This window comes from Clostridium sp. 1001271B_151109_B4 (genome assembly GCF_015670405.1).
Lineage (GTDB): Bacteria > Bacillota > Clostridia > Clostridiales > Clostridiaceae > Clostridium.
In genome coordinates this window covers 1-25,652 of record NZ_JADPBQ010000021.1, presented here as the reverse complement: position 1 = coordinate 25,652, position 25,652 = coordinate 1, and the positions used below count along the sequence as shown (strand labels likewise).

20 protein-coding genes, 1 tRNA gene and 1 pseudogene are annotated in these 25,652 nt (G+C 28.4%); 5 read left to right on the top strand and 17 right to left on the bottom strand.

The window, feature by feature from the left end:
- Positions 1-72: 72 nt before the first annotated feature.
- From cphA to I4V63_RS12960, 4 genes are all read right to left on the bottom strand, one after another.
- Positions 73-2,688 (bottom strand): cyanophycin synthetase, encoded by a 2,616-nt coding sequence (gene cphA, locus I4V63_RS12975; RefSeq protein ID WP_196001673.1) that lies wholly within the window; start codon positions 2,686-2,688, stop codon positions 73-75.
- Complete coding sequence (locus I4V63_RS12970; RefSeq protein WP_196001672.1) at positions 2,672-3,505, bottom strand: cyanophycinase; 834 nt, start codon at positions 3,503-3,505, stop codon at positions 2,672-2,674. The genes cphA and I4V63_RS12970 overlap by 17 nt, the downstream gene beginning before the upstream one ends.
- A 108-nt stretch (positions 3,506-3,613) precedes the next feature.
- Positions 3,614-5,182 (bottom strand): SPOCS domain-containing protein, encoded by a 1,569-nt coding sequence (locus I4V63_RS12965; protein WP_196001671.1) that lies wholly within the window; start codon positions 5,180-5,182, stop codon positions 3,614-3,616.
- A 444-nt stretch (positions 5,183-5,626) separates the two neighbouring features.
- Positions 5,627-5,863: a Veg family protein gene (locus I4V63_RS12960; protein ID WP_196001670.1), complete on the bottom strand. Its 237-nt coding sequence runs from the start codon at positions 5,861-5,863 to the stop codon at positions 5,627-5,629.
- Between the two features lie 259 nt (positions 5,864-6,122).
- Between I4V63_RS12960 and yabG the strand changes: the two genes are divergently transcribed.
- Positions 6,123-7,001, top strand: coding sequence for a sporulation peptidase YabG (gene yabG, locus I4V63_RS12955; protein WP_196001669.1), 879 nt, complete (start codon positions 6,123-6,125; stop codon positions 6,999-7,001).
- A gap of 159 nt (positions 7,002-7,160) precedes the next feature.
- Here the strand turns inward: yabG and I4V63_RS12950 are convergent, their stop codons facing one another.
- The gene (locus I4V63_RS12950; RefSeq protein ID WP_196001668.1) at positions 7,161-8,162 is read right to left on the bottom strand and encodes a CotS family spore coat protein; all 1,002 of its coding nucleotides are present in this window, start codon (positions 8,160-8,162) and stop codon (positions 7,161-7,163) included.
- 104 nt (positions 8,163-8,266) lie between these two features.
- On the opposite strand from I4V63_RS12950, the gene I4V63_RS12945 reads away from it, so the two are divergent.
- Entirely contained in the window at positions 8,267-9,385 is a 1,119-nt protein-coding gene (locus tag I4V63_RS12945) for a glycosyltransferase family 1 protein (protein WP_196001667.1), read from the top strand.
- Positions 9,386-9,447: 62 nt separating this feature from the next.
- On the opposite strand, the gene I4V63_RS12940 is transcribed toward I4V63_RS12945, so the two are convergent.
- The 3 genes from I4V63_RS12940 to I4V63_RS12930 are packed head-to-tail and all read right to left on the bottom strand — an operon-like array spanning position 9,448 to position 12,247.
- Entirely contained in the window at positions 9,448-10,482 is a 1,035-nt protein-coding gene (locus tag I4V63_RS12940; RefSeq protein WP_196001666.1) for a CotS family spore coat protein, read from the bottom strand.
- A 13-nt stretch (positions 10,483-10,495) separates the two neighbouring features.
- Positions 10,496-11,236 carry a hypothetical protein gene (locus I4V63_RS12935; RefSeq protein ID WP_196001665.1) on the bottom strand — a complete coding sequence of 247 codons (741 nt, stop codon included), beginning with the start codon at positions 11,234-11,236 and terminating at the stop codon, positions 10,496-10,498.
- A 15-nt stretch (positions 11,237-11,251) separates the two neighbouring features.
- On the bottom strand, positions 11,252-12,247 hold the full coding sequence (locus I4V63_RS12930; protein WP_196001664.1) for a CotS family spore coat protein: 996 nt from the start codon (positions 12,245-12,247) through the stop codon (positions 11,252-11,254).
- A 126-nt stretch (positions 12,248-12,373) separates the two neighbouring features.
- Here I4V63_RS12930 and I4V63_RS12925 point away from each other — a divergent pair, with 126 nt between their 5' ends.
- Positions 12,374-13,492 carry a glycosyltransferase family 1 protein gene (locus I4V63_RS12925; protein ID WP_196001663.1) on the top strand — a complete coding sequence of 373 codons (1,119 nt, stop codon included), beginning with the start codon at positions 12,374-12,376 and terminating at the stop codon, positions 13,490-13,492.
- Between the two features lie 60 nt (positions 13,493-13,552).
- On the opposite strand, the gene I4V63_RS12920 is transcribed toward I4V63_RS12925, so the two are convergent.
- The 3 genes from I4V63_RS12920 to tsaD all read right to left on the bottom strand — a co-directional run bounded on the left by I4V63_RS12920 (position 13,553) and on the right by tsaD (position 17,062).
- Positions 13,553-14,773 (bottom strand): trypsin-like peptidase domain-containing protein, encoded by a 1,221-nt coding sequence (locus I4V63_RS12920; protein ID WP_196001662.1) that lies wholly within the window; start codon positions 14,771-14,773, stop codon positions 13,553-13,555.
- A gap of 145 nt (positions 14,774-14,918) precedes the next feature.
- Complete coding sequence (locus I4V63_RS12915) at positions 14,919-15,947, bottom strand: alpha/beta hydrolase (RefSeq protein WP_196001661.1); 1,029 nt, start codon at positions 15,945-15,947, stop codon at positions 14,919-14,921.
- 104 nt (positions 15,948-16,051) lie between these two features.
- A complete protein-coding gene (gene tsaD, locus I4V63_RS12910; RefSeq protein ID WP_196001660.1) occupies positions 16,052-17,062 on the bottom strand; it encodes a tRNA (adenosine(37)-N6)-threonylcarbamoyltransferase complex transferase subunit TsaD in 1,011 nt (336 codons plus the stop codon).
- A 314-nt stretch (positions 17,063-17,376) separates the two neighbouring features.
- Here tsaD and I4V63_RS12905 point away from each other — a divergent pair, with 314 nt between their 5' ends.
- Together I4V63_RS12905 and I4V63_RS12900 are read left to right on the top strand one after the other, a co-directional pair.
- Positions 17,377-18,015 (top strand): RusA family crossover junction endodeoxyribonuclease, encoded by a 639-nt coding sequence (locus I4V63_RS12905; protein WP_196001659.1) that lies wholly within the window; start codon positions 17,377-17,379, stop codon positions 18,013-18,015.
- Positions 18,016-18,031: 16 nt separating this feature from the next.
- Positions 18,032-18,598 (top strand): GDSL-type esterase/lipase family protein, encoded by a 567-nt coding sequence (locus tag I4V63_RS12900; RefSeq protein WP_196001658.1) that lies wholly within the window; start codon positions 18,032-18,034, stop codon positions 18,596-18,598.
- Between the two features lie 139 nt (positions 18,599-18,737).
- On the opposite strand, the gene I4V63_RS12895 is transcribed toward I4V63_RS12900, so the two are convergent.
- The 6 genes and pseudogenes from I4V63_RS12895 to I4V63_RS12870 form a co-directional block, all read right to left on the bottom strand.
- Positions 18,738-19,688 carry an NAD(P)/FAD-dependent oxidoreductase gene (locus I4V63_RS12895; protein ID WP_196001657.1) on the bottom strand — a complete coding sequence of 317 codons (951 nt, stop codon included), beginning with the start codon at positions 19,686-19,688 and terminating at the stop codon, positions 18,738-18,740.
- On the bottom strand, positions 19,681-21,039 hold the full coding sequence (locus tag I4V63_RS12890; RefSeq protein WP_196001656.1) for a TldD/PmbA family protein: 1,359 nt from the start codon (positions 21,037-21,039) through the stop codon (positions 19,681-19,683). The genes I4V63_RS12895 and I4V63_RS12890 overlap by 8 nt, the downstream gene beginning before the upstream one ends.
- A gap of 11 nt (positions 21,040-21,050) precedes the next feature.
- Entirely contained in the window at positions 21,051-22,430 is a 1,380-nt protein-coding gene (locus I4V63_RS12885; RefSeq protein WP_196001655.1) for a TldD/PmbA family protein, read from the bottom strand.
- 104 nt (positions 22,431-22,534) lie between these two features.
- Positions 22,535-23,983: pseudogene (locus I4V63_RS12880) on the bottom strand (TrkH family potassium uptake protein).
- Positions 23,983-25,362, bottom strand: coding sequence for a Trk system potassium transporter TrkA (gene trkA, locus I4V63_RS12875; RefSeq protein WP_347707735.1), 1,380 nt, complete (start codon positions 25,360-25,362; stop codon positions 23,983-23,985). The pseudogene I4V63_RS12880 and the gene trkA overlap by 1 nt, the downstream one beginning before the upstream one ends.
- 107 nt (positions 25,363-25,469) lie before the next feature.
- Positions 25,470-25,544: transfer RNA gene (locus I4V63_RS12870), tRNA-Asn, on the bottom strand.
- Between the last annotated feature and the right edge of the window lie 108 nt (positions 25,545-25,652).

The following is a 25,652-nucleotide window of genomic DNA, read 5'->3' as shown; positions in this document are numbered from 1 at the left end:
TAAACCCTGAACTTCATAAAATATATTATATATATTATTTTTACTATAGTAAATATGTCATTGTTGTATTCTTTAAATTGAATTAGCAACATTACCTAGATTTTCATCATCAGACTGATTAGTTTTTATAAAATCTAATAGTGGTTGTAATTTTTCAAAAAATACGATTATTGTATCTCCCGGAATAGATTCACTAAATGCAGTTTCTAAGGCTTTTACTTCATCTAATATAATTCGTGTTTTAATATTATTTTTATTTTCTAAAACACCTTGATTAATTACTTCTGCTACTTCACCTATATTTTTTCCACGCCTATCTTTGTCTTCCTTAATTATTATTTTATCAAGATAGTTAGCACTTATTTTTCCAATTTCTTTAGCAACATAGTTACCTCTATCTCCTGGTACACCTATTATACCAGTTATTTTCCCCTTAGTGATATTTCTCAATGTAGGTAGTACTTTTTTATAACCTTCTATATTATGACCATAATCCAAAATAACTTTAATTCCATTACAATTATAAATATTAAATATTCCTGTATTTTCATTTGAGTTAAAATTGCTAAGGCCTATTTTTATCATTGAATAATCAACTTTTAGTGCTACTAACGCAGCACAAGCAGCCATTGCATTTTCAACATTAAATTCTAATGTTCCGTTTAATGTAATAGGTATATTTTTAATATTAATTATTTTATATTCTTTTCCAAGATTTTTAGCACATATATAATTATCTTTTAAATATACTGCTATATTATTTTTAGATTCATTATTTATTATTAACTCATTATTACAATCCTTTGAAAAATAAATTATATTAGCATTAATTCTACTTATTATCTCTTTACTCCACTTATCATCTGCATTTATTACAACATATCCATCTTCTTTAACAGCTTCTGCAACTAAAGATTTGACCATACATAAATCTTCCATTGTATTAATTCTATTTAGACCTAAATGATCTTCAGTAATATTCGTTATTACTGCAACATCTGCTAAATCATAAGCAAGCCCTCTTCTTATTATACCGCCTCTTGCTGTTTCTAAAACCGCTACATCAACATCCCTATTAAACAATACACATTTTGCACTTTCAAACCCAGTATCATCACCACTATCTATACATGCTCCATTTATGTAAATACCATCTGTACTGGTCATACCAACACAATATCCCATTTTTGACAATGTACTATTTATAATTCTTGTAGTTGTAGTCTTTCCATTTGTTCCTGTAATTGAAATAACAGGTATATTTTTAGGATTATTATTATACATCATATTAACTATTTCAGTTCCAACATTTCTTTTCTTTCCAATAGCAGGATATGAATGCATTCTTAATCCTGGTGCTGCATTAACCTCTATTATAGCACCATCTTCAAGTAAAGATCTTTTAATACTCTTTGTGCAAATATCTACGCCACAAATATCCAATCCAATGGCCTTAGCCGCTCTTACACATATTTCTTTGTTTTCCTCTGAAATATCATCAGTGCAATCTATAGCTAATCCCCCTGTTGATAAGTTTGAATTTTTTCTCAAAATTAGCTTTTTATCTTTTTCCAAAATTGAATTCATTTCATAATTATTTATTTTTAAATTTCTAATAACTTCATCATCTATCTTAATTTTAGTAAGTGGCTTTTCATGATCTTCTCCTCTTCTTTCATCACTATTCAAATCATTTATAAGCTGACTTATTGACTTTATTCCATCCCCCACAACATATGGTGGAATTCTCTTTGATACAGCAACAACTTTATTGTTAATAACACACACTCTATAGTCATCGCCTTCATAATACCTTTCTATCATTATATCCTTATATTTTTTAGTTAACTTCTGATAACAATCCACTAAATCTTTATCAGTTTTAATATTTAATATTACATCTCTACCTTTACTTCCAAACTCTGGTTTTAATACGACCGGATATCCTAAATTCTCTGCAGACTTTAATAACCCTATAACATTACTTACCTTCTCCCCCCTAGAAACGGGCAAATTCTGTATTCTAAGCATTTCTTTAGTAAGTAATTTATCACAAGAAATATCAGCAGCAACACAGCTAGTTGAATTACTAATAGCTGATTCTATTATCCTGCCTTGTTTTCCATATCCAATTTGATAAAATCCGCTATTTCCCATTTTTAAAATAGGCATACCAACTTTTTGCGCTGCATTGCAAATTTCAAATGAGCTAGGTCCAATTAATTCTTCATTTAATATATTTTTTATTACGTTAAGTCTATCATCAAATGATATATTTTTATTTTCTATAAATGAATTGATAATATCTACAGCAAGTCTTCCTATTTCAAGTCCTACTCTTGGATACTCATATTGAAATACAACAATATATTTATCGCCTTCAATTTCTCTAGCCTTTCCGTAAGCTATATCTATTCCAAGAATATTATGCATGGCAATAATCATATGCTCGCAAATATGTGCAAGATATGTTCCTTCTTTTAAGCGTTTAACAAATCCACCTTCCTCATCTATACCACATCTATGTGTATATAATATTGGAAGTATGCTTACTAATTTTTCGTTAAACCCCTCAATGTCTTTGCTTGGTATTTCCGAATATCCCTCCAAATCAACGTCTAACACTATACATTTCTTATGTGAATGAATATTTCTGCCATCATAAACAGTACTATCTATGATTTTCATAAAAATTCTTATCCTCCTCAAAAGGTACCTTTTTTAATAGATTAAATCTATTGCCCTCTTTTAATACATGCAGCTTAACATTAAACATGCTCAGTACTTCTTCGCTATATTGCTCTGAAACATTACTATAATCAATACAGCTTCCATCAACAAAATATACTGCTCCTGAACCAATTACCTCTGCTGTTCCATTATCACTTACTAATATTGCTGTATCTTCATCTATGCCTATACCTAATACTTCTGGATTTTGAGCAATTGCAGTAAGCAATCTTCCTATTCTTCCTCTTTGAGCAAAATGCTGATCTATTATTATATTTTTTACTAAACCTAATCCTGGTGACATTTTTAATGTGCATTTATGTGGTGACTCTTCATCATTTCCCTCTACAATCATCGTATCACTCATTACAGACGCCCCTGCCGATGTTCCTGCAATAATACCACCATTAATACATAATTCCTTAATAGCATCATATACAGGGCTTCCCCCTATCATGCTTGTTATCCTTAATTGGTCTCCACCTGTAAAAAATAATAAATCTGCTTCTTTAATTAAATCAATATTTTTTTTATCAAAGGCCTCTTCTCTCACACCTATATCTAATTTTTCAATATTTTTTATACCCAAATTATTAAATATATTTTTATAATTCTCGTAGCTTTTTTCAGGATACTCTGTCGCTATGGTTGCTATTAACATTTTTTCTTTATTTGGATCAATATATTTTGCTACTCTTTTTAGTATCTCTTTTTTCCCCTTCTTATCTTCAGCTCCTCCAATTATAATTAAATTGCCACTTATTTTTTCACTCAAATTATCACCTCATATCATGTATTTCTTATTTTATCCAATACAACAAAATATATTCATATAGCAAAAGGTCATTACATCAAGCTGTAATGACCTCTAATTTAAATCATATTAAAATTTACATTTACCTGGTATTATTATCTTCTTTCCTTCGACTAATGCTTCCGGACCTTCTAATTCATTAATTTTAATCAATGAATCCATTGTTGTATTATATTTCTTAGCTAATTCCCATAATGTATCACCAGTAGTAACAACATATATTGTTACTGATGCTTTTTTACACTCTTTTTCTGACTCTCCTTCTTGGATATCAACTATCCATTCTTTTTCAATCTTATAGTAAGCCTTAGTTACTATTAATAATGTTGCTCTTATTGCTATTGTATTAGCTTCAACAGTTCCATCTAAGTTTTCTAACTTAACTTTACAAATAGCACTCATGTCAGGTTTAATACCCTTTAAATCAATTACTGTTGTAAATGGAATCTCTCCACTACACATATCTAATTTACATTCCTCTTCAGATACTTTATAAAGTACTTGTACTTTTAATATACCTTCAATCTTAACTTTATCTTCTTCAATATAAGTTTCAGTAATTAAAGGACATCCCCCTGTCCAAACTACACAAGAAATCTTTTCTTCCTCATCCTTAGGATATAAATTATCTTTTATTATTAATTCTGATGGTATTACTCCTTGCACTATTCCAATATCATATTTTTTCTTTGTTAATTCAATTGATTGTGTTGGTGAATATGCATCTTTAATAACATCAATTATCTCCTTAGATATAACCTTAACAGTTCCTTTTACATTAAATTCAACATTAATAACCCTATTCTCACCTAAATCATCAGCAGTTATTATACTATCTGAATTTACTATTTCTATTTGGTGAGTAGCCATCATATCTCCATTAACGCCAATAGACTCTTCTTCTTTAGATAAATAAACATCATCTTGTAGTAAGAAAATATCATTTTCTTCTTTTCCTCTACATAAAACTTCTATTTTGCAATAGCAACCAAAGTAAATTTTTCCTTCCCCAAGTTTTACTTCCTTTTTATGCAAATTTAATGAGCATGCTAATATTTCCTCAATCTCTGGCTTATCCATTGTTACTTTAATCATAGATTTACCCATTATTTCTATTTCTTTTTCACATTTTAATTGGTTTATCTCTTCACTCTTTCTCTTAATTTGTATGTCGTCTCTACCTTCTATTTCCTTTACAAATTCAAATTCACAAATTTTATAAAGTAACCATTTTGTTGTTCTTATTCCATCAATAGCAATCTTACGTTCATTCATTATACTAGCTTGAATATGTTCTATTGCACACTCTACTTCACAAATGACTTTATGTTCTTCAGCATTAATATCAAGGTAGTCAGCGAATTTTTCTGATAAATAAACAGAGTTTATACTAGTTACCTTACTTTCATCTTCAGATAAGTACATGACAGAATAATTAATTTGACCCTCTATCATTATTTTATCGGCTAGTATCTCTTTATTAGTAATAGTTGCTTTTGCTTCTACTCCTAAAATTTGATGAACATCTGGATGTGAGTCCTTTATTAAATATTCACCCTTTAATACATTATTAGTAGAGTTTTCTCTTATTAGCTGTTCATTTTGAACACTTTCTTTAATAACATCTATCTGAGACATCCTATCCCTCCTCCATAGTATATACCTACTATAATTTATATTCTCTAAATATATATTTATTCTAATATAGGCAAACTGTTTACTAATTTTTAAATAATAAATTCATCATGCTTTTTAGAAACCTATTATTTTTTTCCATTTTTTAATGCTAAATGTCGAAATTTAGTATCAAAATAAAAAAGTTTTATTTTTTTTTAAATAAATTGTTGACTTTATTATAAATATGTCATATTATAAAGATGGTTATTGACCATATAACCTCTCATAAATTCTCAATACCCTTTTATACCATAGTTGAAAGATGGATACCCGCCATCTTTCTTTTTTTTATTCTTATATATGTATATTAATAAAATTGTATTTTTAGAAATAAAATGCAATTTTTTTTATTTAAATTTAATCTAACAAAAATAAGAGCTTCGAAAAAAAATTCGAAGCTCTTACTTATACCGCATAGTATAAAGATACAGTTTTAGTTAAAACATCTGAGTAACTATAAGTTACAGTCCTTTGGTTGTCACTCTCTAATCTTACAACAAAAATACTTGGATGAACGCTTTCTATTACACCATCGTTTACTAGTATTTTTTTTCTTCCACCATTGGCTTTTAAAGTTACTTTTTCACCTACGTGGTTTTCTATGTCTCTTCTTATGTTGGCTAATGTTTTATTTCCTTCCATATGACCACCATCTTTCTAACTATATTATAAAACTTTTTAGCACTTTTGTCAAATAAAACCAATTATTTTATCACCTTACGGTAGTTTTGTCAATGTAAACTTTTACCTTTGTTTATCTATCATTTTATCTATTAATTATTATTGCTTTTTTTATAGTTTTTTATTCATTATTATTAAATTATCACTAAATATTTAAGGGGCAAATGCTATTAAAATATCATATTATAGATTGAAATCATGTATTAGTTAGGAGAATAAAATGGTAATAGGTGATACTGTTGTAAGAAAATCCTATGATAAGGATATAACTTTTAAAATTATTGATATAAAAGAAATGGATGGGAAAATAGTATATATACTTAAAGGTATAAGTATAAGAATAATTGCCGATTCACCTGAAGATGATTTAGAGCATGTCGATGTTAATTTTATTGGTGAAAAAGAAAAAATATTAAATAGTAGAGTTAATGATGCAATAAAGAAAGCTGTAAATACCCGTGGATATAGGCACGATCCCACTACACTTACCCGTAGTAGTAAATCTCAAAAAAAAGCACCTAATAACGAATTAATTTTTGGTCGTCCTGGAAAAATACTTCATATTGATGGTGACAAAGACTATTTAGAAACATGCTTAAAGGTTTATAAACAACTTTCTTTAGATGCTGTTGGTCGAGCTATTTCAGAAAGGGATCAAGCTACAAAGGTTGTTGATTTAGTTAAAGAAATTAAACCAGATATTGTAGTTTTAACCGGACACGATAGTGTGTTAAAAACAAGTGATGATTACTTAGATTTAAATAATTATAGAAATTCAAAATATTATATAGATGCGGTCAAGGCCCTTAGAAATTATAATTCTAGTTATGATGAATTAGTTATTTTTGCAGGTGCATGTCAATCCTGCTATGAATGCCTATTAGATGCTGGCGCTAATTTTGCTAGTTCCCCTAGTAGAGTATTAATTCATTGCTTAGACCCAGTTTTTGTTTGTGAAAAAATAGCTTATACTAACATTGACTCTGTAGTCTCAATAACAAATATAGTTGAAAATACAATTACAGGCATAAAAGGTATTGGTGGACTTCAAACTCGTGGAAAATATCGTGAAGGCTATCCTAAATCACCATATATTTAAATAGTTAATGGTTAAAGAAGGAACTACTATCAGAGTTCCTTAATGAATAAATTCAGCTGAGCTGAATTTATTCATTAACAATTAACCATTAACTACTAACTATTAACTAAACAAACTATAGATTCTTAATAATTTAAAAGCCAGCTTTAAAGCCGGCTTTTAAATTGTATTATATTTCTTTTTAAACTCATCTAAGAATTTTAAATACTCATCTTTCTCGTTAATTATACTTTCTAATTTACTATCAAAAGTATTTTGTCCCCAATTTACTTCATTATAATAATATCTATTAGCTAATCTCCAATACCTTTGTGGAAATTGTAAGTATGCATATAAGACATTATATTCACATTCATCTAACTTCGAAATACTATTATAGGAGTCAATAATTGCATCTGCAAAATCTATGTTCCACTTATTTCTCTTTAAAACTTTTATCATAAAGTTTGAAATATCAAATGTTCTTACTTCCCTCTTGCAATAATCAAAGTCTATTACACTAACAGAATTATCATTACCTAAAATAATATTGTGATAAGTATAATCATGATGGCAGAAACTCTTTTCCTGTTCTGCAATTTCACATAATTTAATATACTCAGAAGAATTTAAAGTATTTAATGCTTTCTTTCCTATTTCCTTATAAAATTCCATTGACTTTAAATACAATAAATCAAAATCACTCTTCCTATTTTTTTTCCTTATCATATCACGCATCTTATCTAATGATTTGATTCTTTTCTCCATGAGGCTTGGCCATCTTCCTAGATCACTCTTTAATTTTGAGTTTTCAGGAGGATCATATCCCTTTGATGCTTCATGTAATTTTGCTAAAGTTTGTGCTGCAATTTTAACTTCTTCTATGTTATGGAAGTCACATTCTCTTCCTTCTAGCCACTCTGATAAGGTATATAAATCTTCATTAACTAATGCATATGGTTCACCATCTATATTTAAAAAATACTTATCTACATTGTCAAATCCATTTTTTATTAGATGTTCTTTCGCACCATAAACAAACAAAAGTTTTTGTGGCCCATAATTGATTTTTTTAAGACATCGCTCACCTTTATTAGTTTTAATATAATAGATACCTTTATTAGCTTTTATTATATCTATTTTTATTTGAAACTGTCTTTCTATTTCAAATTCTCTCATCATATTCCTCACCCCCTTTATATTTATATGTACATATCTCTACTTTTATTAACATTTTTAAATTATTATAATATAATAAATTATAACTATTTTGAAAGGATTAAATCATGAAGATTGGTATCGATGGAAGAGCCGCAAAATGGTATAGGGGAACAGGTATAGGAACCTACACTTATCAGCTTATTACCAATTTAAGCAAATATGACAATTTAAATCATTATCTTACCTTCATCCCAGAAGATTCTGATTTAAATCTTAAAGATAATTTCTCCATAGAATATACAAAAGACTCCTCTAACAATAACTTTTGGGATGATGTAAAAGTTCCTAATTTACTTGAAAATTTCAATATGGAGCTATATCACGTTCCTCAAAATGGTGTAGGCCTTTCTGGCAATGTTAATTGTCCTAAGACCATTACCTTACATGATATAATTCCACTTAGAATGCCTCAGACTGTTAGTGACCGTTATTTAAGAATATTCAATGAAGAAATGCCAAAAATATTAGATAATTGTGATGGCATAATTACAGTTTCAGAATTTTCAAAGCTAGATATAGCCAAAGAATTTAATTTCCCAATGGAAAAAATTTTTGTAACACATCTTGCCGCTGAAGATATTTATAGACCAATTGACAGGGCTTATTGTAAAAAATTTATTAAGGATAATTACAAGATAACTGATAACTTTATTTTGTATGTTGGGGGATATAGCCCTAGAAAAAATATAATTGGTATTTTAGAGGCTTTTTCTCTTTTAAAAGATAATTTAAAAGAAAATTTAAAAATTGTAATAACAGGTAAAAAGGGAATATCATATGAAATCTATAAAAATAAAGCAATAGAATTAGGTATCTCTAATTCAGTAATATTTACTGACTTTATTCCATTAAATGATTTACCTATTTTTTATAATGCATGTGAATTTTTAGTATATCCTTCATTTTATGAGGGATTTGGACTACCTCCACTTGAAGCAATGGCTTGTGGGGTACCGGTAATAGCTTCTAATGTCACTTCACTCCCAGAAGTATGTAGAAATTCAGCTATACTAATAGATCCTAATGATATTGATGAACTCTGCTATTCGATGGAGCGTGTATTGACTGATAGCTTTTTAAAATTGACTATGATTGAAAGAGGTTTGTCTACTAGCAATAATTATTCTTGGAAAAATACAGCTTTAAATACTATAAAGGCTTATGAAAGCATAATAAAGTTCTAACACTTATTTTTATAAAGTAATATACACAAAAAGGACTATGCGTTAGCATAGTCCCTTTAATTTTATTCTAAATTTTTATTTAAGTTCCTTAATAATTCGGTTCTAAAAGTATCATTTTCAATCTTATCCCTAAATCTACTAATAAACACCTCTTCATCCCAGGACTTTTGTTTTAAATAATAATCCATTGAAATATTTATAAAGTCCCTTGGATAATTTAATAATGCAAAAATTATTTTCTTCTCTTTAATTGATATTTCAAAAATTTCATTATAATCATTTATTATTTTAACCACTATCTCTTTATTATAGGCATAATTTTTTATAACTTTAACAATATAATTATATATATCCAGCACCTTTATGCCTAATTTACAATAATCAAAATCAATCATGTTTATTTCGTTATCCTCTATTATAAAATTATGATGAGCCAAATCTAGGTGACATAATACATAATTATCCTTTTCAACATATAACGCATTATATGGTCCCTCAGTTAATAAATTAATACACTTATTTAAATCATTTTTTGCCTTTGCTACATTATCTAGAAATATTAAATCAAATTCATTTTTATAATTAAATTTGCTAACTACTCTTTCAATTTCTGTTATAATACATAAATCATTTAGAAATTCATAAATTAAATTTCTTGAACTGTTTAAATTAACTTCTTTTTCATTTAAATTATTAATTATTCCTTTTGATGCTTTATGAAAATTAGCTAAAGATTTCGTACACCATTCAACTTCAATAGGGTTTGTAAATGTAGCTTCTCTTCCATCTATCATATCTAATAATACAAAAGATTTTCCATGCCACTTAGTGATTATTTCTCCCTTTGAATTAGTACAATATTGAAGTACATAATTATCTTTTTCTTTGATTATATTTAAAGCCTTATTTATAAATTCAACTCTTTCTTCTGATGAGTTAATTCTTTTTAATATTTTTTTACCCTTATCTGTGAAAATTACAAATACTTTTCTTAAGGGAATAATATCATATACCTTTACCCCTAGCTCTTGAAAAAATTCTTCGCTTAAGTCATAGCTACATAATATTTTTTTATCTATATATCTAAATTTATTCATCTTGTTCCTCCATTCATAAAAGCTCAATACCATCTATACTTTGAGACATATTAATCTCCTTTACCCATTCATCATCGGTAAATCGTTCCCTATCGTACCTTAGTTTTGATAATACTTTTATTGACTCTACAGGATAATTTGCTAGTACTTTAATATAATTTTTGCTTTCACTTTCCAATCTTGCCTCTTCTGCAAACTTATTTATTATATTAACAATATCTCCACTATACCCCCTTCTTTTTAACCTTTTTATATAGCTATAGCAATCATGTTCAATCATATTATATGAAATATATCTTATTGTTCTTATACAAATTGCCATTCCTTCTTTTTTTAAATTTCCTTCATCTACTCTTCCTAAGCATACCTCATAATTATTCATACTCCTTACTATTATTTTTAAGTATTCATTCTCATCTAATGTATCTAAAGACCTATTAGCTCTATCTAAAATTTTCTTTCCTTCCTCAATAATAAAATAATCAAAATCATTTTTAGAAACCTTTTCTTCAACTAACTTTAACATTTTAGAAGTTTTTTTAGCTTGTACAATAAATGTTTCTACTTCATGTCCAATTGAACTTTCTATCCTAGGAATTATATATGATTTTTTTCCCATCATTATTTTTTGAATTTCTACCATTAACTTTATTTGATATTCGATATCCCACATATATTTTTTCTTACTACCCCTAGGAAAGTTTTCTTCTCCAACAATAATACCATTACCATTTAAAAATTCTATTATATCCAAATATCATCCACCTCTTTATTTGAAATATGAATCTAAAAACTCTTCTCTATACTCAACATCTTCTAGATATTTATTTATTTTTTCTTCAAAAAAACTTTCTCCCCAAGGTTGTTGCTCCCAATAATACTGAATACCTATTTGCCAAAATGTTTGTGGAAACCTTATAAAATCACCTATTAATTTAAATTCATCTTCATATAATCCATTACTTTTACAGTAATTTTTAATAATTAAATCTGCCTTCTCCTTACCCCACTTAGCACCCTTCATAGCTCTAATTAATAATGATGATAAATCATGCAAATGTGAATCTAAAATACAATAATCAAAATCAATAATATTCAATTCATCATTATCATCAACTAATATATTATGATGTGCATAATCATGATGACAAAATCCCATCTTCATTACTTCTTTATCCATTATTTCAATGTATTTATGCCTTTTCAAATTTTCTATTGATTCTTTTCCTCTCTCTAATTCTGCCTCTATATTACTTAAATAAATATAATCAAATTTTGATTTATATGCTTTTTGGTTTATTCTATTTTTAAAATCCAATATCTCATTGCATCTTGTATTAAAAACATTTATCCATGAATACCATCCTATTCTTGGTTTCATATCATTATTTATATTAAAACCTGTACTACAGGTATGAAGCTCTCCTAGCTTTTGAGCAACCTTTGATAATTCAATAGGATTATCATAATTACTTACTCTAGATGGTATCCATTCTGTTAAATAAGCATAACTATTTTCCAATTGAATATACTTTGTTCCATCCTTATTATTTAATATTTTAGGTATTTTATGAAATTCCCTTTTTTGAAGATGTTCTATTGCAGATAAAATAAAATAAAAATGTGGAAAATCATACTCTATTATTTTTATAGCATAATTAGTATTTTCAGTTTCTAATCTATAACTATTTTTCACTTTCTCTATAGCTAGCACCTTAATATCATAATTAGATTCTATAGATTCCTTTAACTTTTCCTTATTCATTGCTTACTCCTAAAGCTTTCTTCCTTGTATTATATGAAATTTTTTATTTCATTGTGTTTACTATCACATAAATTACTTTAATTTAATATTTATAATATTATAGGTTTTTTTAGGAGGCGTTATGCTTTGAAATTATCAATAGATGCTAGAGGGATTAATTTATATAAGGGTTCTGGTATAGGTACTTACACAGAAAATCTTCTCAGAGAGCTTCTTAATATAGATCAAAAAAATACTTATTCTGTTTTTTGGGCAGGTGAAAATTATAGAGAGTTTAAAAAAGATAATTCAAAAATAATTTTTACTTCAAAAAAACATGGAACATTCTATGAAGATTATTACTATCCAAGTTATATCGAAGAAAATAATATAGATTTACATCATATACCTCAAAATGGAATTGGATTAAATACATCATATACTTCACCAGTAATAGTCACTATACATGATTTAATACCTTATATCTTACCAGAGACTGTTGGTAGGGGATATTTAGAAAGATTTCTTAGGGATATGCCCCTAATAGTTAATAATTCTAAAGCAATCTTAACTGTATCTGAATACTCAAAGAAAGATATATTAAAGTTCTTTCCTTCAGTAAATGAAGATAAAATATTTGTTACCCCTTTAGCCGCAAATTCCAATTATAGGCCTTTAGATAAACAAGTTTGCATTGATTATATAAAAAATAAATATCATATTTCTTCACCATTTTTATTATATATAGGTGGTTTTAGTACTAGAAAAAATGTCAGAGAGCTTATATTATCCTTTAATAGCATATATAAATCACTAAATAAAGATTATAAACTTGTGTTATGTGGCTCTGTCCGTGATGAAGGTGTCAAATTGCAAAGCTTATGTAAAGATCTATATATTGATGATAAAGTAATATTCACTGGCTTTGTTACAGATGATGATTTACCTTATTTTTACAATGCATGTGAACTGTTTATTTATCCTTCACTTTATGAAGGTTTTGGTCTTCCTCCACTTGAGGCAATGAGCTGTGGTACTCCTGTTATAACATCTAATTTGACATCAATACCAGAAGTTACTTCTGATACTGCAATTTTAATTAATCCAAACAACAAGGATGAATTAGCTTCTTCAATGCTTCAATTATTAAATTCTTCTGATTTATTAATTGAATATGGTGAGAGAGGTTATAAAAATAGCTTAAACTTCACTTGGAAGAATACTGCTATTTCTACATTAAAAGCTTATGAACACATTTTAAAATAAAAATAAATAGACCATGTAGCCTTACTAAGCCACATGGTCTATTTTATTTATAACTTATTACTAATTTGTTGTTGATTCTGAAGATGATGTTGATGTCAATGTTATAGTAGCATTTTTAGTTTTCCCATCTCTAATATATTCAATATTAATAGTATCGCCTTCTTCCTTAGAGTTTTTAACTTCTTGTAACTCCTCAAAAGTCTTTATTCTACTACCATCAGCTTTAACTATTAAGTCACCACCCTTTAATCCTGCTTTTTCAGCTGGTGAATATTCATTAACTTCTACAACATATAAACCTTCTTCTAAGTTTAATTGTTTAGCTAAAGATTCATCAACTACTCTAATTGAAACACCTAAATTTAGTATTGGCTTAGATAATGAATCTATTTTATCTTTAACATCATTAATTGGAATTGCAAATCCAATACCTTCTGCTCCATCACTAGCTTTTAATGTATTAATTCCAATAACTTCACCTTTAGTGTTTATTAATGGACCACCACTATTACCTGAATTAATAGCTGTATCTGTTTGAATTAAATTACTGCTAACACCTGATTGAGTTTCAACACTTCTATTTAATGCACTTATTATTCCTTTTGTTAATGTTGATGATAATTCCTTTGATAATGGATTTCCAATTGCTAATACTTCTTCACCTGGTTGTAATGCATCTGAATCTCCTAATTCTACTACTCCAGGAACTTCTATATCACCATTAATTTTTATCATAGCTACGTCTTGATCGGCATCATAATTAACCACTGAAGCTGTAACTTCTCTATCATCACTTAATGTTACTGTAACTTCCTTTGCTCCATCAATTACATGATAGTTTGTTAAAATATATCCATCCTCATTAATTATAAATCCTGATCCCATACCTTCAGTTTCTTGTTGGAACCAACCATTAACACTTTGAACTGATTTTGTTGATACCATAACAACTGCAGGTGCTACTTTCTTATATATATCTGCTGCAGATAAAGCCGCATTATCTGTTGCAAAAGATACTGGATCTGTTACTACACTATTATTTGATTGAGTAGTGCTACTACCTTTACCTGCTATAATATAAGTAATTCCTGAACCAATTACTCCTCCAAATAAAGAACAAATAAGAGCTATTGCGATATATTTAGCAAATCCGTTTCCATTTCCTCTTTTTTTCTTACTATTTTTTTTCTTATGTTGTTCTTCAAAATTACTTTTTACTTCCCCCTCTTCGATTATCTGTGTCTCACTATACGCAGCGTCATAAATATTCTCATTATCCATATATACTAACTCCTTTAATTTATATTTAAATTATTTTTTCATTTATTTGATACTTATAATATAACCACTGTATGTGTCAAATATATGACAAATAGTAAATATTAATTCTTTTTTATCAAAAAAATAAAGCCGATATTTATCGGCTTTAATTTTTATTACTTGCTTTATTTGCTGCTTCAATTTCTTGTAGTTTTTTAACCGTTTGTCTTATAGCTAACAAAACATTATCTTTATCATTTAATGGTAAATAATCTTTTTCACAGCTACTTACATATATATCAGTTAATTCTTCACTACCTAAACTCTTCAATGGATCATTCTCATCTCTAGTCAATAAATAATATGGCACATCAGAAAACACTCCATCAACTTGACTGTTGCTTGTACCAGTCAGTATATTTTTAAGTTCATTATAAACTGCCGTTGTATACTTTGATTTAGTTCTTAGTGCTAAAAATTCCTCTTTATTCTTATCTAAAAGACCTGATTCATAATCCTCTAAATTAACATCTAAATTTAATTTATCTAATAACATTGTAAGTCCACATTTTGAACCTATCTTTTCAATACTTCTTCGTATTTTAGTTAACGTTTGACTTTTTCTATAATCTTTTGTTTGAATAACTTGTTCATTAATAGGATCAATCATTATGGCTGCCGCAACTGAATCCTTAAATTGCTCTGCAAAGCTTGTTAATACCAAAGAACCATACCCTTCACCTACAATAATATATGGTCCAGAAAGTCCGGCTTTTCTTAATAATATTTTTAAATCCCTAGCTTGCTCTTCCGGTGTCCTTCCCGATGATGATATATCACTATATCCATACCCTTGCCTGTTATAAACAAAAGTTCTAACACTATCATTTTCTTTTAATTCTTCTACAATAGGTGTCCATTCTTCTAAAGTAGTCCCGATATCACCATCAAAAATAATAGTATAGCTACCTTCCCCTTCAATTCTGTAATCCATTCTTAATTCATCTACTGTAGTATAGTTTACCCTCTTTTTTAATCTTTCCCCATCAATAAAGTCAACCACATTTTGAGTAACAATCCCAATAATTAAAATAGCAACCATTATAATGACTACAATTTTAAATTTTTCTTTAGGACTTCTATGTTTTTTCATACTTACTTTACGTACCCCATTTGAATAAGGTAAAAAATTCATTGCCTTCTCTCCCCATACATCCTTAACTTATATTTTTTATAAATATATTTAAGTTTTTTAAGTATATGTATCCCTCTACAAATCGTATACTCAAATCTACATAACTACAATTTTAAATTTGGTTTAGCATTTAAATTTAAATTACTAATTTTTCCATTAACAAAATTAAAATAAGCTGCACTTCCGATCATTGCTGCATTATCTGTACATAAAATTGGTGCTGGGAATAAAACCTCTATTCCTCTCTTTGATGCAGCATTAGTAAGTGTTTCTCTTAATGTTGAATTTGAAGCAACTCCACCTGCAATTGCAATAGTTTTTACATTTTTCTTTTTGCATGTTAATAAAACATTATCTTTTAATACATCAACTACTGCTTGCTGGAACGATGCTGCAACATCAGCTTTATTTACTTCAATATTTTGCATTTTGCACTTATTTAAATAATTAAGTACTGCAGATTTAACACCACTAAATGAAAAATCTAATGTTTCTTCATGGAAATTAGCCTTAGGAAATACTATTGCTTTTGGATTTCCTTCTTTCGCTAACTTATCAATTTTAGGCCCACCTGGATATCCAAGTCCTAAAGCTCTTGCAACCTTATCATATGCTTCACCAGCTGCATCATCTCTTGTTTGACCTATTACTTCATACTTTCCATAATCCTTAACATGGACTATAAAAGTATGCCCTCCTGAAACTACTAAAGAAACAAAAGGTGGTTTTAAATTCTTATGCTGTATGTAATTTGCACAAATATGTCCTTCAATATGATTCACTCCTATTAAAGGTTTCTTGCTTGAAAATGCTAGCCCCTTTGCAAATTGTAACCCAACTAATAAGGCTCCAACTAATCCTGGTCCATATGTAACACCAATTGCATCAATTTTATCTAAAGTAACATTAGCCTCTAATAAAGCTTCTTCAACAACTCCACTAACAGCTTCTATATGCATCCTTGAAGCAACCTCTGGAACTACTCCTCCATACATTTCATGTGTACTTATTTGTGAAGCAATTACATTTGACAATACTTCTCTTCCGTTTACTACAACTGCTGCTGAAGTTTCATCACAACTTGATTCTATAGCTAAAATATATTTATCTTCCATCTATTCTTACCTCTTCTTTTTTACTGAATAATACCAATCTGTATTATATCGTAATCGTATTACATAATCAAATTATTACTTGTTAATATAAATTCTCTCATGTATAGTTGAAATATAATAAATACTTATTTGTAGATTTAATACTAATGAGTATTATATACTTTTCAAAAAAAATATTCATTATTTTTTATTTCTTTTTATGGATTTTTAAGGATTTCTTAATAATTATTTTTCATTTAGGTTATCCATTAATAATTATTAACATCTTTTATATTATATACACTTTACTTTAAAAAACTTTAGGAGAATTACATATGAAACCTTATGCAAAAGTAATAGTTTTAGGCTCGCCTATTACTAAATCAAATTTTAAATTACATAATAAAGATGGTAGAGCTATTTTACCTTATAATACAGGAAAATCACATGATAAATATGCTCTTTATGAAGAAGAAATAGCATATTATGCAAGAAGTCAAAATCCAGAAATAATATTAGAAGAATCACTTATAGCAGTATTAAAAGTTTATTATAAAAGTGAAAAGCGTCACCCTGATACTGCAAATATAACTAAAAGTATATTTGATGGAATTGAAAAAAGTGGACTTATAGTCAATGATGCTCAGATTCGTAGAATAATTGTTGAAGAGTTTTATGATAAGGAAAATCCAAGATTTGAATTAGAACTTTTTGGTGAAAGTAAATTTTCAATTTCATATTCAATTATAGAAAAAAATACTTGTGATGAAAAAAGATTATATTCTTCATTAAAAAAATCTACTGAAATTTCAAAGACTAAAAGCAAATTAAATAACTCATCTTCTCCAAAAGAAAGGTTATCCTCATCAAAGAAGTGTTCTATTTGCAATTGTATTTTAAAAGAAAGTAATTTCGTTACTGCCGATAAAGGTAAAACTCTTATTTGTAAAAATTGTTTTAATAAGTTATTTTAAAGGAGGTTAATTACTTATGAGAAAATACGTATTTTTAGGAGATAGTTTAATTTATGGTTATGGTGTAAAACCTAAAGATAATTGGGTTTATAAATTAAAAACTAAATATAATTTATCTTTATTTAATAAGGGTGTAAATGGAAGTACGACTACCGATATGCTTGTTAGATTTCAAAAGGATGTACTCGATTTAAATCCCACTGATTTATTTATTATGGGTGGTACAAATGATTTACTTTCTAACAGAAGTGTACAATCTATTACTGATAATATTGAGTTAATGGTTAAGGATTCATTAAAAGAAAACATAAATATAATTATAGGTTTTCCTCCAAATATAATACCCAATCTAGCAAATAAACTTTTTATGAAATGTGATACTTACGATTACTGCCAAGATAATTTACCACGTTTAAAAGAGGCTTTACTTAATCTATGTAATAAATACTCATTAGACTATATTGATTTTTATTCTGCTACAATAGATGCCAAACAACATGAGTATCTATACGTTGATGGCATTCATTTTAGCCCTGAAGGTCAAGACTTACTAGTAGAAACTGCTGAAAATAAATTTAACTAATTAGTTTTGTAATTTTTAAAGTAATACTAATCATCAGCTTCAAGCTATAATGAATAACTAAAATAGCAGTGTAGTAAATTTCAAATGACCAGTTATAATTTTTTTGTAGAAACTCCCTAAGGAGTTTCTACCTTATCTCTTAGCTATTCACTCTCAACTCTTCTAAGTATTTTGCTGCTTGTTTCCCAACCTTTATCCCATTTTCACCACTGTTTAATAATGCATCAATTCCCTTTTCCATGGTTCCAGATATAAATATCCCCTCAACAGATGTATGATTATCTTTATTTTTTATATAATTTCCATCCATCATAATACTAATTTTCTTTACAAAATCACTATCAGGTAAATATCCTACTGATAAAATCAATGAATCACAATTAATAGACTTAATCTCTTCATTATAAAGGTTTTTAATCCTTACTAAATTAACTCTCTCAATACCCTCAATATCAATAACTTCACTTTGATATATTATAGGTATATTAAATCCATTAATTATTTCTAGTTCATCTCTATTAAAACACTTTCTTTCCGTAACTATTCCTTTTACCTTTGCGCCTTCTATTACTAATCTCCTTGCCACAATAAGAGTCCATAGATCATTTCCGGAAATAATTGTTTCTTTTCCTGGTAAATAACCACTATAATTAACTAATCTATGTGCAGATCCAGTAGTAAATATTCCAGTAAATTTATGAATAGGAATTAAAATATTACCCGTATATTTCTCTCTACATCCAGCCGCTAATATTATTGATTTTGCTTCTATTTCTTGAATTCCTTCTTCTGGGTTTACATAAGTAATAACTTTATCTCTATTAATTTCTAAAACCCTTGTATTTAATTTGTATTTTCCTTCTAACGCTTTATAATCCTTTATTAAAATACTTCCAAGCTCTGGACCAGTAACAGTTTTATTTAAATAATATTCTCCAAACCCATTATCAATAAATAAATTTAAATTACCACCTAATACATCTTCCTTTTCTAAAATTAAAACATCTTTAATCCCAGACTTTAATGCACTTACTCCTGCTGATAACCCTGATGCTCCTGCTCCAATTATAACTAAGTCATATTTATTCATTCTTTGACCCCTCTCCTGCGATGGAAAGCTCCTTTATCATAACACTTGGACTACCTACACTACTCATAGGGAACTTCAAATCACTACCTACTTCTTCTATATCAGTTAATAATGTAAAGAAATTTCCTGCAACTGTTATTTGTTCTACTGGATGAGTTTTAACTCCATTTTCTACATAAAAACCTTTTGCTGCTAAAGAAAAATCCCCAGTTATAGAGTTTGCACCTGAATGTAACCCTGCAAGATCTGTAATTATTAATCCTTTATCAATTTTCTTAGTCATTTCCTCTAAAGAATTAACTCCTGGCTCAATATAGAAGTTTGTTGGTGATACTGATATAGGAAAAGCATATGATGATTTAAATCCATTACCAGTTGATTTTACTCCTGCTTTATTAGCAGTCTTTAAATTATGAAGTAAAGTATTTAATTTTCCATCTTGTATTAAATAAGTTTTTGCTGTAGCCACACCTTCATCATCAAATGCAACTGATGCTAAACCATCTTTTAAATGCGGATCATCAACTAAATTAACTATATCAGAAGCTATTTTTTCCCCTTCTTTTCCTTTTAACAAGCTTAATCCCTTTTGAACTGCATCTCCACTAAATATTCCTGCAAATGTTGATAAAAGTGATACCATTGCTTCATTATTTATAATAACCTTATAATTACCTGCTGGAACTGAACTTGCACCAATCTTACTTAATGCTTCATCAACTCCCATTTTTGCTATTTTTACAGGATCAACCTCATCTAATGATTTAGCAACTACATATCCACAGCCATCATACATATTATCCCCATCTTTTACTATTGGAACAACATACGCTGTTAATAAATTAGATTTGTTTTTTAAGTTTAATCCCTTAGAGTTTATTATTCCATAATTTCCTGAGCTATATGATATTGCACATCCACTAAAGCTTTCAACTTTATCACAATATTTCTTAGCTTCCTTTTCCATATTTATTGCAATATTAATTAATTTATCTGGTGCTAAATTTTCTAAAGCATCATGATAAGTACTGATTTCTTTATATTCCCTATCACCTTCATAAATAAATTGAATATCATTATTTTCAATTGCTAATACATTTTCCTTAGCTTTTTTTACAAGCATTTCTATAGCATCTTGATCTAATATTTCTGTATAAGAATACCCTATTCTATCTCCAAATTTTCCCCTAAAAGATAATCCTGCAGAATTATTTAAATTGTACTTTTCTACTTCTTCCTTATAAACACTAATACTTAAGCTTTCTCTATCAACATAATATACTTCATACTCTGTGAATCCAGCCTCTTTAGCTTTTTTAAATAAACTATTTACAAATAAATTTAGTTCCATATACTCCCCTCCTATCTTCCACCTACTGTTATTTCTTTTACTCTTATCATTGGCTGACCAACATTTGCTGCTATAGTACCTGAAGATGATCCACACATACCTTGACCTTGAGTCATATTATTACCAACCATGTCTATATCCATTAATATATCACTACCCTTACCAATTAAACTAGCTCCTCTAACCGGCTCTTGAATAATACCATTCTTAACTAGATATCCTTCTGAAACAGCAAAATTAAATTCCCCTGTAACTGGGTTAACTGATCCTCCACCCATTTTTTTAGCATATAACCCATTGCTTATAGATTTAATTATATCTTCTGGATTATCATCACCATTTGCAATATAAGTATTAGTCATTCTTGATGTAGGTGCAAATTTATAACTTTGTCTTCTACCACTTCCTGTAGCTTTCATACCCATTCTACGTCCATTTAATTTATCTATCATATAAGATTTTAAGATTCCATTTTCAATAAGAACATTCTTTTGAGTCTTATTACCTTCATCATCTATATTTAAAGATCCCCATGCATTTGGAATTGTTCCATCGTCTATTGCTGTTACTTTTGTAGATGCTATTTGCTTTCCTAACATTCCTGTGAACACAGAATTTCCTTTTGCTACAGCTGTAGCTTCTAGTGAATGTCCGCAAGCCTCATGGAAAATAACTCCACCAAACCCATTATCTATTGCAACTGTCATTCTTCCTGCTGGACAATTTTTAGCATGTAACATAGTATATGCTTGCTTAGCAGCCTCTCTTCCATAATACTCAGGATTTACTTCATTAAACATTTCAAATCCCATATGTCTTCCTGGCCCCTCAAAACCAGTTTGGTTTTCTCCATTAGCAGATGCTATAGCGTTTACAGTTAATCTTGTTCTTGTTCTCTTATCTTCTGTATATAATCCCTCTGTATTGGCAATTAATATATGTTGCTCTTTATCAGCATATCCTACTCCTACTTGAACTATTTCACTGTGATAGTTTTTAGCAGCATCATATGCTACTTTCATCACACCAATTTTCTTATTAAGTTCTATAGATGATGGAGTTATAATTATCGGATTTAAATTTATATTTTCTCTTTCATTAATAACTATCATTTTTTCTTCTTTTAATTCACCTAATGCCATTGCAGCCTTTTGAGCAACATTTAAAAGTGAAGTTAAACTATTATTATTTGTATATGCATATACACTCTTTAACCCCTTAAATATTCTAATTCCAATTCCATAAGTTCTTCCTCCTATAGAATTTTCAACCTTTCCATTTAATATACTAATTGAGTTGTCTAAACTATCTTCTTCAAATATTTCAGCAAAATCCCCACCAGTTATTAAACATCTTCCAAGCACCTTTTGTGCAATTTCACGAGATAACATAAAACATTCCTCCCTTTCACTATTATTAATTATATACTTAATATATTATTATTAAAATGCCTCTGGGGTCAATCCATTTTTTGGATTGACCCCAGAGGCAAATATTAATATCTTTTTTTCCAAAGTGAAGGACTAAATAATATAAGCATAGGATATATTTCAAGTCTTCCAGCAAGCATACAAAACGATAATACTATCTTACTTAAATCTGAAAAAGCCGAATAGTTTCCTGTAGGCCCTACCATTTCAAGTCCTGGTCATATATTACTTAAAGTTGCTATCACAGATGTGACTGTAGTAGTAACATCAAAATTATCAAAAGAAACTATAAATATAGCTATAAGTGCAATAACTATATATGCAAATATAAATATAAATACTCCTGATATAGTTTCTTCCTCTACTACATTTCCATCTATTTTTACACTTTTAACTCTTCGCGGGTGTAATATCTTATCAATTTCTCTTCTTATAGCTTTAATAATTATTACTATTCTTACAGTTTTAATTCCTCCACCCGTAGACCCAGCCATTGCTCCCATGAACATTAGCATTACCAAAATCATTTTACTAAGAGTTGGCCATAAATTAAAGTCTGCTGTTGCATAACCTGTCGTAGTTACTACAGATGCCACTTGGAATGCCGAATCTCTTATTGACCTAGTTACATCTCCATTATTAAAAGGTATTATATTAATTGCTATAATAGCAATTGCTCCAAAAACAGCAATTAAATACCATTTCAACTCCTCACTCCTGAAGAATGCTTTAAAATTACCTTTAATTAATTGGAAATATAAAACAAAATTTACACCAAATAAAAGCATAAAAACTGTGATAATCCAATCTACTGTTGGATTATTAAATGCAGCTACACTTGCATTCATATTAGAAAATCCACCTGTTCCAGCTGTCCCTAAAGCATGTATAATTGCATCATACCATGACATACCTGCAAATTTTAAAAATATAGTTTCTATAACTGTTAATACAAAGTAAATTGCATATAATATTTTTGCAGTTTGCTTAATTTTAGGCACTATTTTACCTGGAGTAGGCCCTGGACTCTCTGCTTTTAATAAATATATTGTATTTCCACCAAATGATGGCATTAAAGCTAATATAAATATAAGGAATCCCATTCCTCCAACCCAGTGAGTAAAACTTCTCCAAAATAATATTCCTTTTGGTAAAGATTGAATTTCTGTTAATATAGATGCGCCCGTTGTCGTAAATCCTGACGAAGTTTCAAAAAATGCATCCACAAGTGATGGAATAGCACCATTAAACATAAATGGCAATGCTCCAAAAAATGAAATTACTATCCATGCTAACCCAACAGTTAAAAATCCTTCTTTAGCGTATATCTGTTTCTTTTTTCCCTTTATTCTTATAAGAATTATATATATAGGAATCATTATTAATATCGTATATAAAAATGCACTAGCATCTCCATCACCATAAAAAAGTGCTACAGCAAATGGTATTAATAATAATAATAGTTCATATTTTATTACATGACCTAATATATTTAATATAGCAGGAAAATTCATTATTTATGACCTCCCACTACTATATCGTTAATATCAACAAGTTTATCTTTTTTAGTTATAATTATTACTCTATCGCCAATTTCAATTTTATCATCCCCAGATGGAATAATTATCTTATCATTCCTAACTATAGTAGCAATAATTATATCACTAATTATATTTATATCTTTTAATTTTTTATTTAAAAATTTCACATCTTTCCTAACTAAAAATTCAATAGCCTCAGCTTGTTCATCAAATATCTTATAAATATTTTCTATACAACACTTCTTTTTATTCTTTAAAAAACGTATATATTTTAATATTTTATTTGCAGTTATAGCTTTAGGACTTATTATAGTGTCTATTCCTACATTTTTAGCTATTACATTATAATTAAATCTAGTAACCTTAGTTATAACATTTTTCACATTATTATTAATAGCAAATAAAGACGTTAATACATTTTCTTCATCTCTACCTGTTAACGCAATAAAAGCATCTGCTTCTTGTAGGTTTTCTGATAATAATAATTCATGATCAGTCCCATCGCCATTTATAACAATTGCTTCTGGTAAAGTCTCATTTAATTCAATACATTTATCTAAGTCTAATTCAATTATTTTAGCAGTTACTCGTAAGCTATCTATTATATTTACTAAATAATGTGTAATTCTTCCTCCACCTATTATTAATGGGTTCTTTATTTTATCTTGAAATTTCCCTAATCTTTTGAAAAAAACTTTAATTTTTTTATGTTCACCTATTACATATAATTTATCATTCTTATGTAAAACAAAATCACCACTTGGTATATATATTTCGCCATCCCTTTCTACGCCTGAAATTAATATAGAATCCTTTAAATATTTTATATTTTGTATGGCTTCTCCATCTAATCCATCACCCTCAAGTATTGTAAATCCTACTAAATGAACTTTTCCTCTTGCAAATGTATCTACACTTCTAACGGATGGGAATTTTATTAATTTTGCTATTTCTAAAGCAGCTTCCTTTTCCGGATTTATTACTAAGTCAATTCCTAATTCATCTTTAAGCATTAATATCTCTTCAGAATATTGTGGTGCTCTTACTCTTGCTATAGTATATTTAGCACCCAATTTTTTAGCAGCTAATGAGCAAAGCATATTTACTTCATCACTACCAGTAACTGATATAACTAAATCAGCTTTACTTATACCAGCTTCGTGAAGTATTTTTAAGCTTGTTCCATTCCCCTTTATCCCCATTATATCTAATTTTTCAATTATAGAATTCAATGCATCAATATTATTATCAATTACAGTTATATTATCCTCCTCTTTAGAAAGAAATTTAGCTAAGGTATATCCAACCTTACCAGCTCCAATAATTATAACTTCCATATTTTTACCCCTTATTAATATTAGATTAATTATTTTTTATTTTACTCAAATAAATGATAAATTTATATATTTTTCATTTATTTATATAAAAAAATAAAGCTAGAATTACTTCTAGCTTTATTTGGCTCCGCGAAGAGGACTCGAACCTCCAACCTGTCGGTTAACAGCCGAATGCTCCACCATTGAGCTATCGCGGATTATTCTTAGAGAATTTATTCTCTGAAAATTGCATATGAATTATTTTTAATATTTGGTCAAGCCCTCGACCTATTAGTATCAGTCAGCTACATACGTTACCGCACTTA

Excerpts from the sequence above, each read along its gene's own strand:
- I4V63_RS12965 (WP_196001671.1), bottom strand. The coding sequence starts at position 5,182 with ATGTCTCAGATAGATGTTATTAAAGAAAGTGTTCAAAATGAACAGCTA.
- I4V63_RS12900 (WP_196001658.1), top strand. The coding sequence starts at position 18,032 with ATGAGAAAATACGTATTTTTAGGAGATAGTTTAATTTATGGTTATGGT.
- I4V63_RS12905 (WP_196001659.1), top strand. The coding sequence starts at position 17,377 with ATGAAACCTTATGCAAAAGTAATAGTTTTAGGCTCGCCTATTACTAAA.
- I4V63_RS12960 (WP_196001670.1), bottom strand. The coding sequence starts at position 5,863 with ATGGAAGGAAATAAAACATTAGCCAACATAAGAAGAGACATAGAAAAC.
- I4V63_RS12945 (WP_196001667.1), top strand. The coding sequence starts at position 8,267 with ATGAAGATTGGTATCGATGGAAGAGCCGCAAAATGGTATAGGGGAACA.
- yabG (WP_196001669.1), top strand. The coding sequence starts at position 6,123 with ATGGTAATAGGTGATACTGTTGTAAGAAAATCCTATGATAAGGATATA.
- I4V63_RS12915 (WP_196001661.1), bottom strand. The coding sequence starts at position 15,947 with ATGAATTTTTTACCTTATTCAAATGGGGTACGTAAAGTAAGTATGAAA.
- I4V63_RS12940 (WP_196001666.1), bottom strand. The coding sequence starts at position 10,482 with ATGAATAAATTTAGATATATAGATAAAAAAATATTATGTAGCTATGAC.
- I4V63_RS12890 (WP_196001656.1), bottom strand. The coding sequence starts at position 21,039 with ATGGAACTAAATTTATTTGTAAATAGTTTATTTAAAAAAGCTAAAGAG.
- I4V63_RS12920 (WP_196001662.1), bottom strand. The coding sequence starts at position 14,773 with ATGGATAATGAGAATATTTATGACGCTGCGTATAGTGAGACACAGATA.
- I4V63_RS12895 (WP_196001657.1), bottom strand. The coding sequence starts at position 19,688 with ATGAATAAATATGACTTAGTTATAATTGGAGCAGGAGCATCAGGGTTA.
- cphA (WP_196001673.1), bottom strand. The coding sequence starts at position 2,688 with ATGAAAATCATAGATAGTACTGTTTATGATGGCAGAAATATTCATTCA.
- I4V63_RS12950 (WP_196001668.1), bottom strand. The coding sequence starts at position 8,162 with ATGATGAGAGAATTTGAAATAGAAAGACAGTTTCAAATAAAAATAGAT.
- I4V63_RS12930 (WP_196001664.1), bottom strand. The coding sequence starts at position 12,247 with ATGAATAAGGAAAAGTTAAAGGAATCTATAGAATCTAATTATGATATT.
- I4V63_RS12885 (WP_196001655.1), bottom strand. The coding sequence starts at position 22,430 with ATGTTATCTCGTGAAATTGCACAAAAGGTGCTTGGAAGATGTTTAATA.
- tsaD (WP_196001660.1), bottom strand. The coding sequence starts at position 17,062 with ATGGAAGATAAATATATTTTAGCTATAGAATCAAGTTGTGATGAAACT.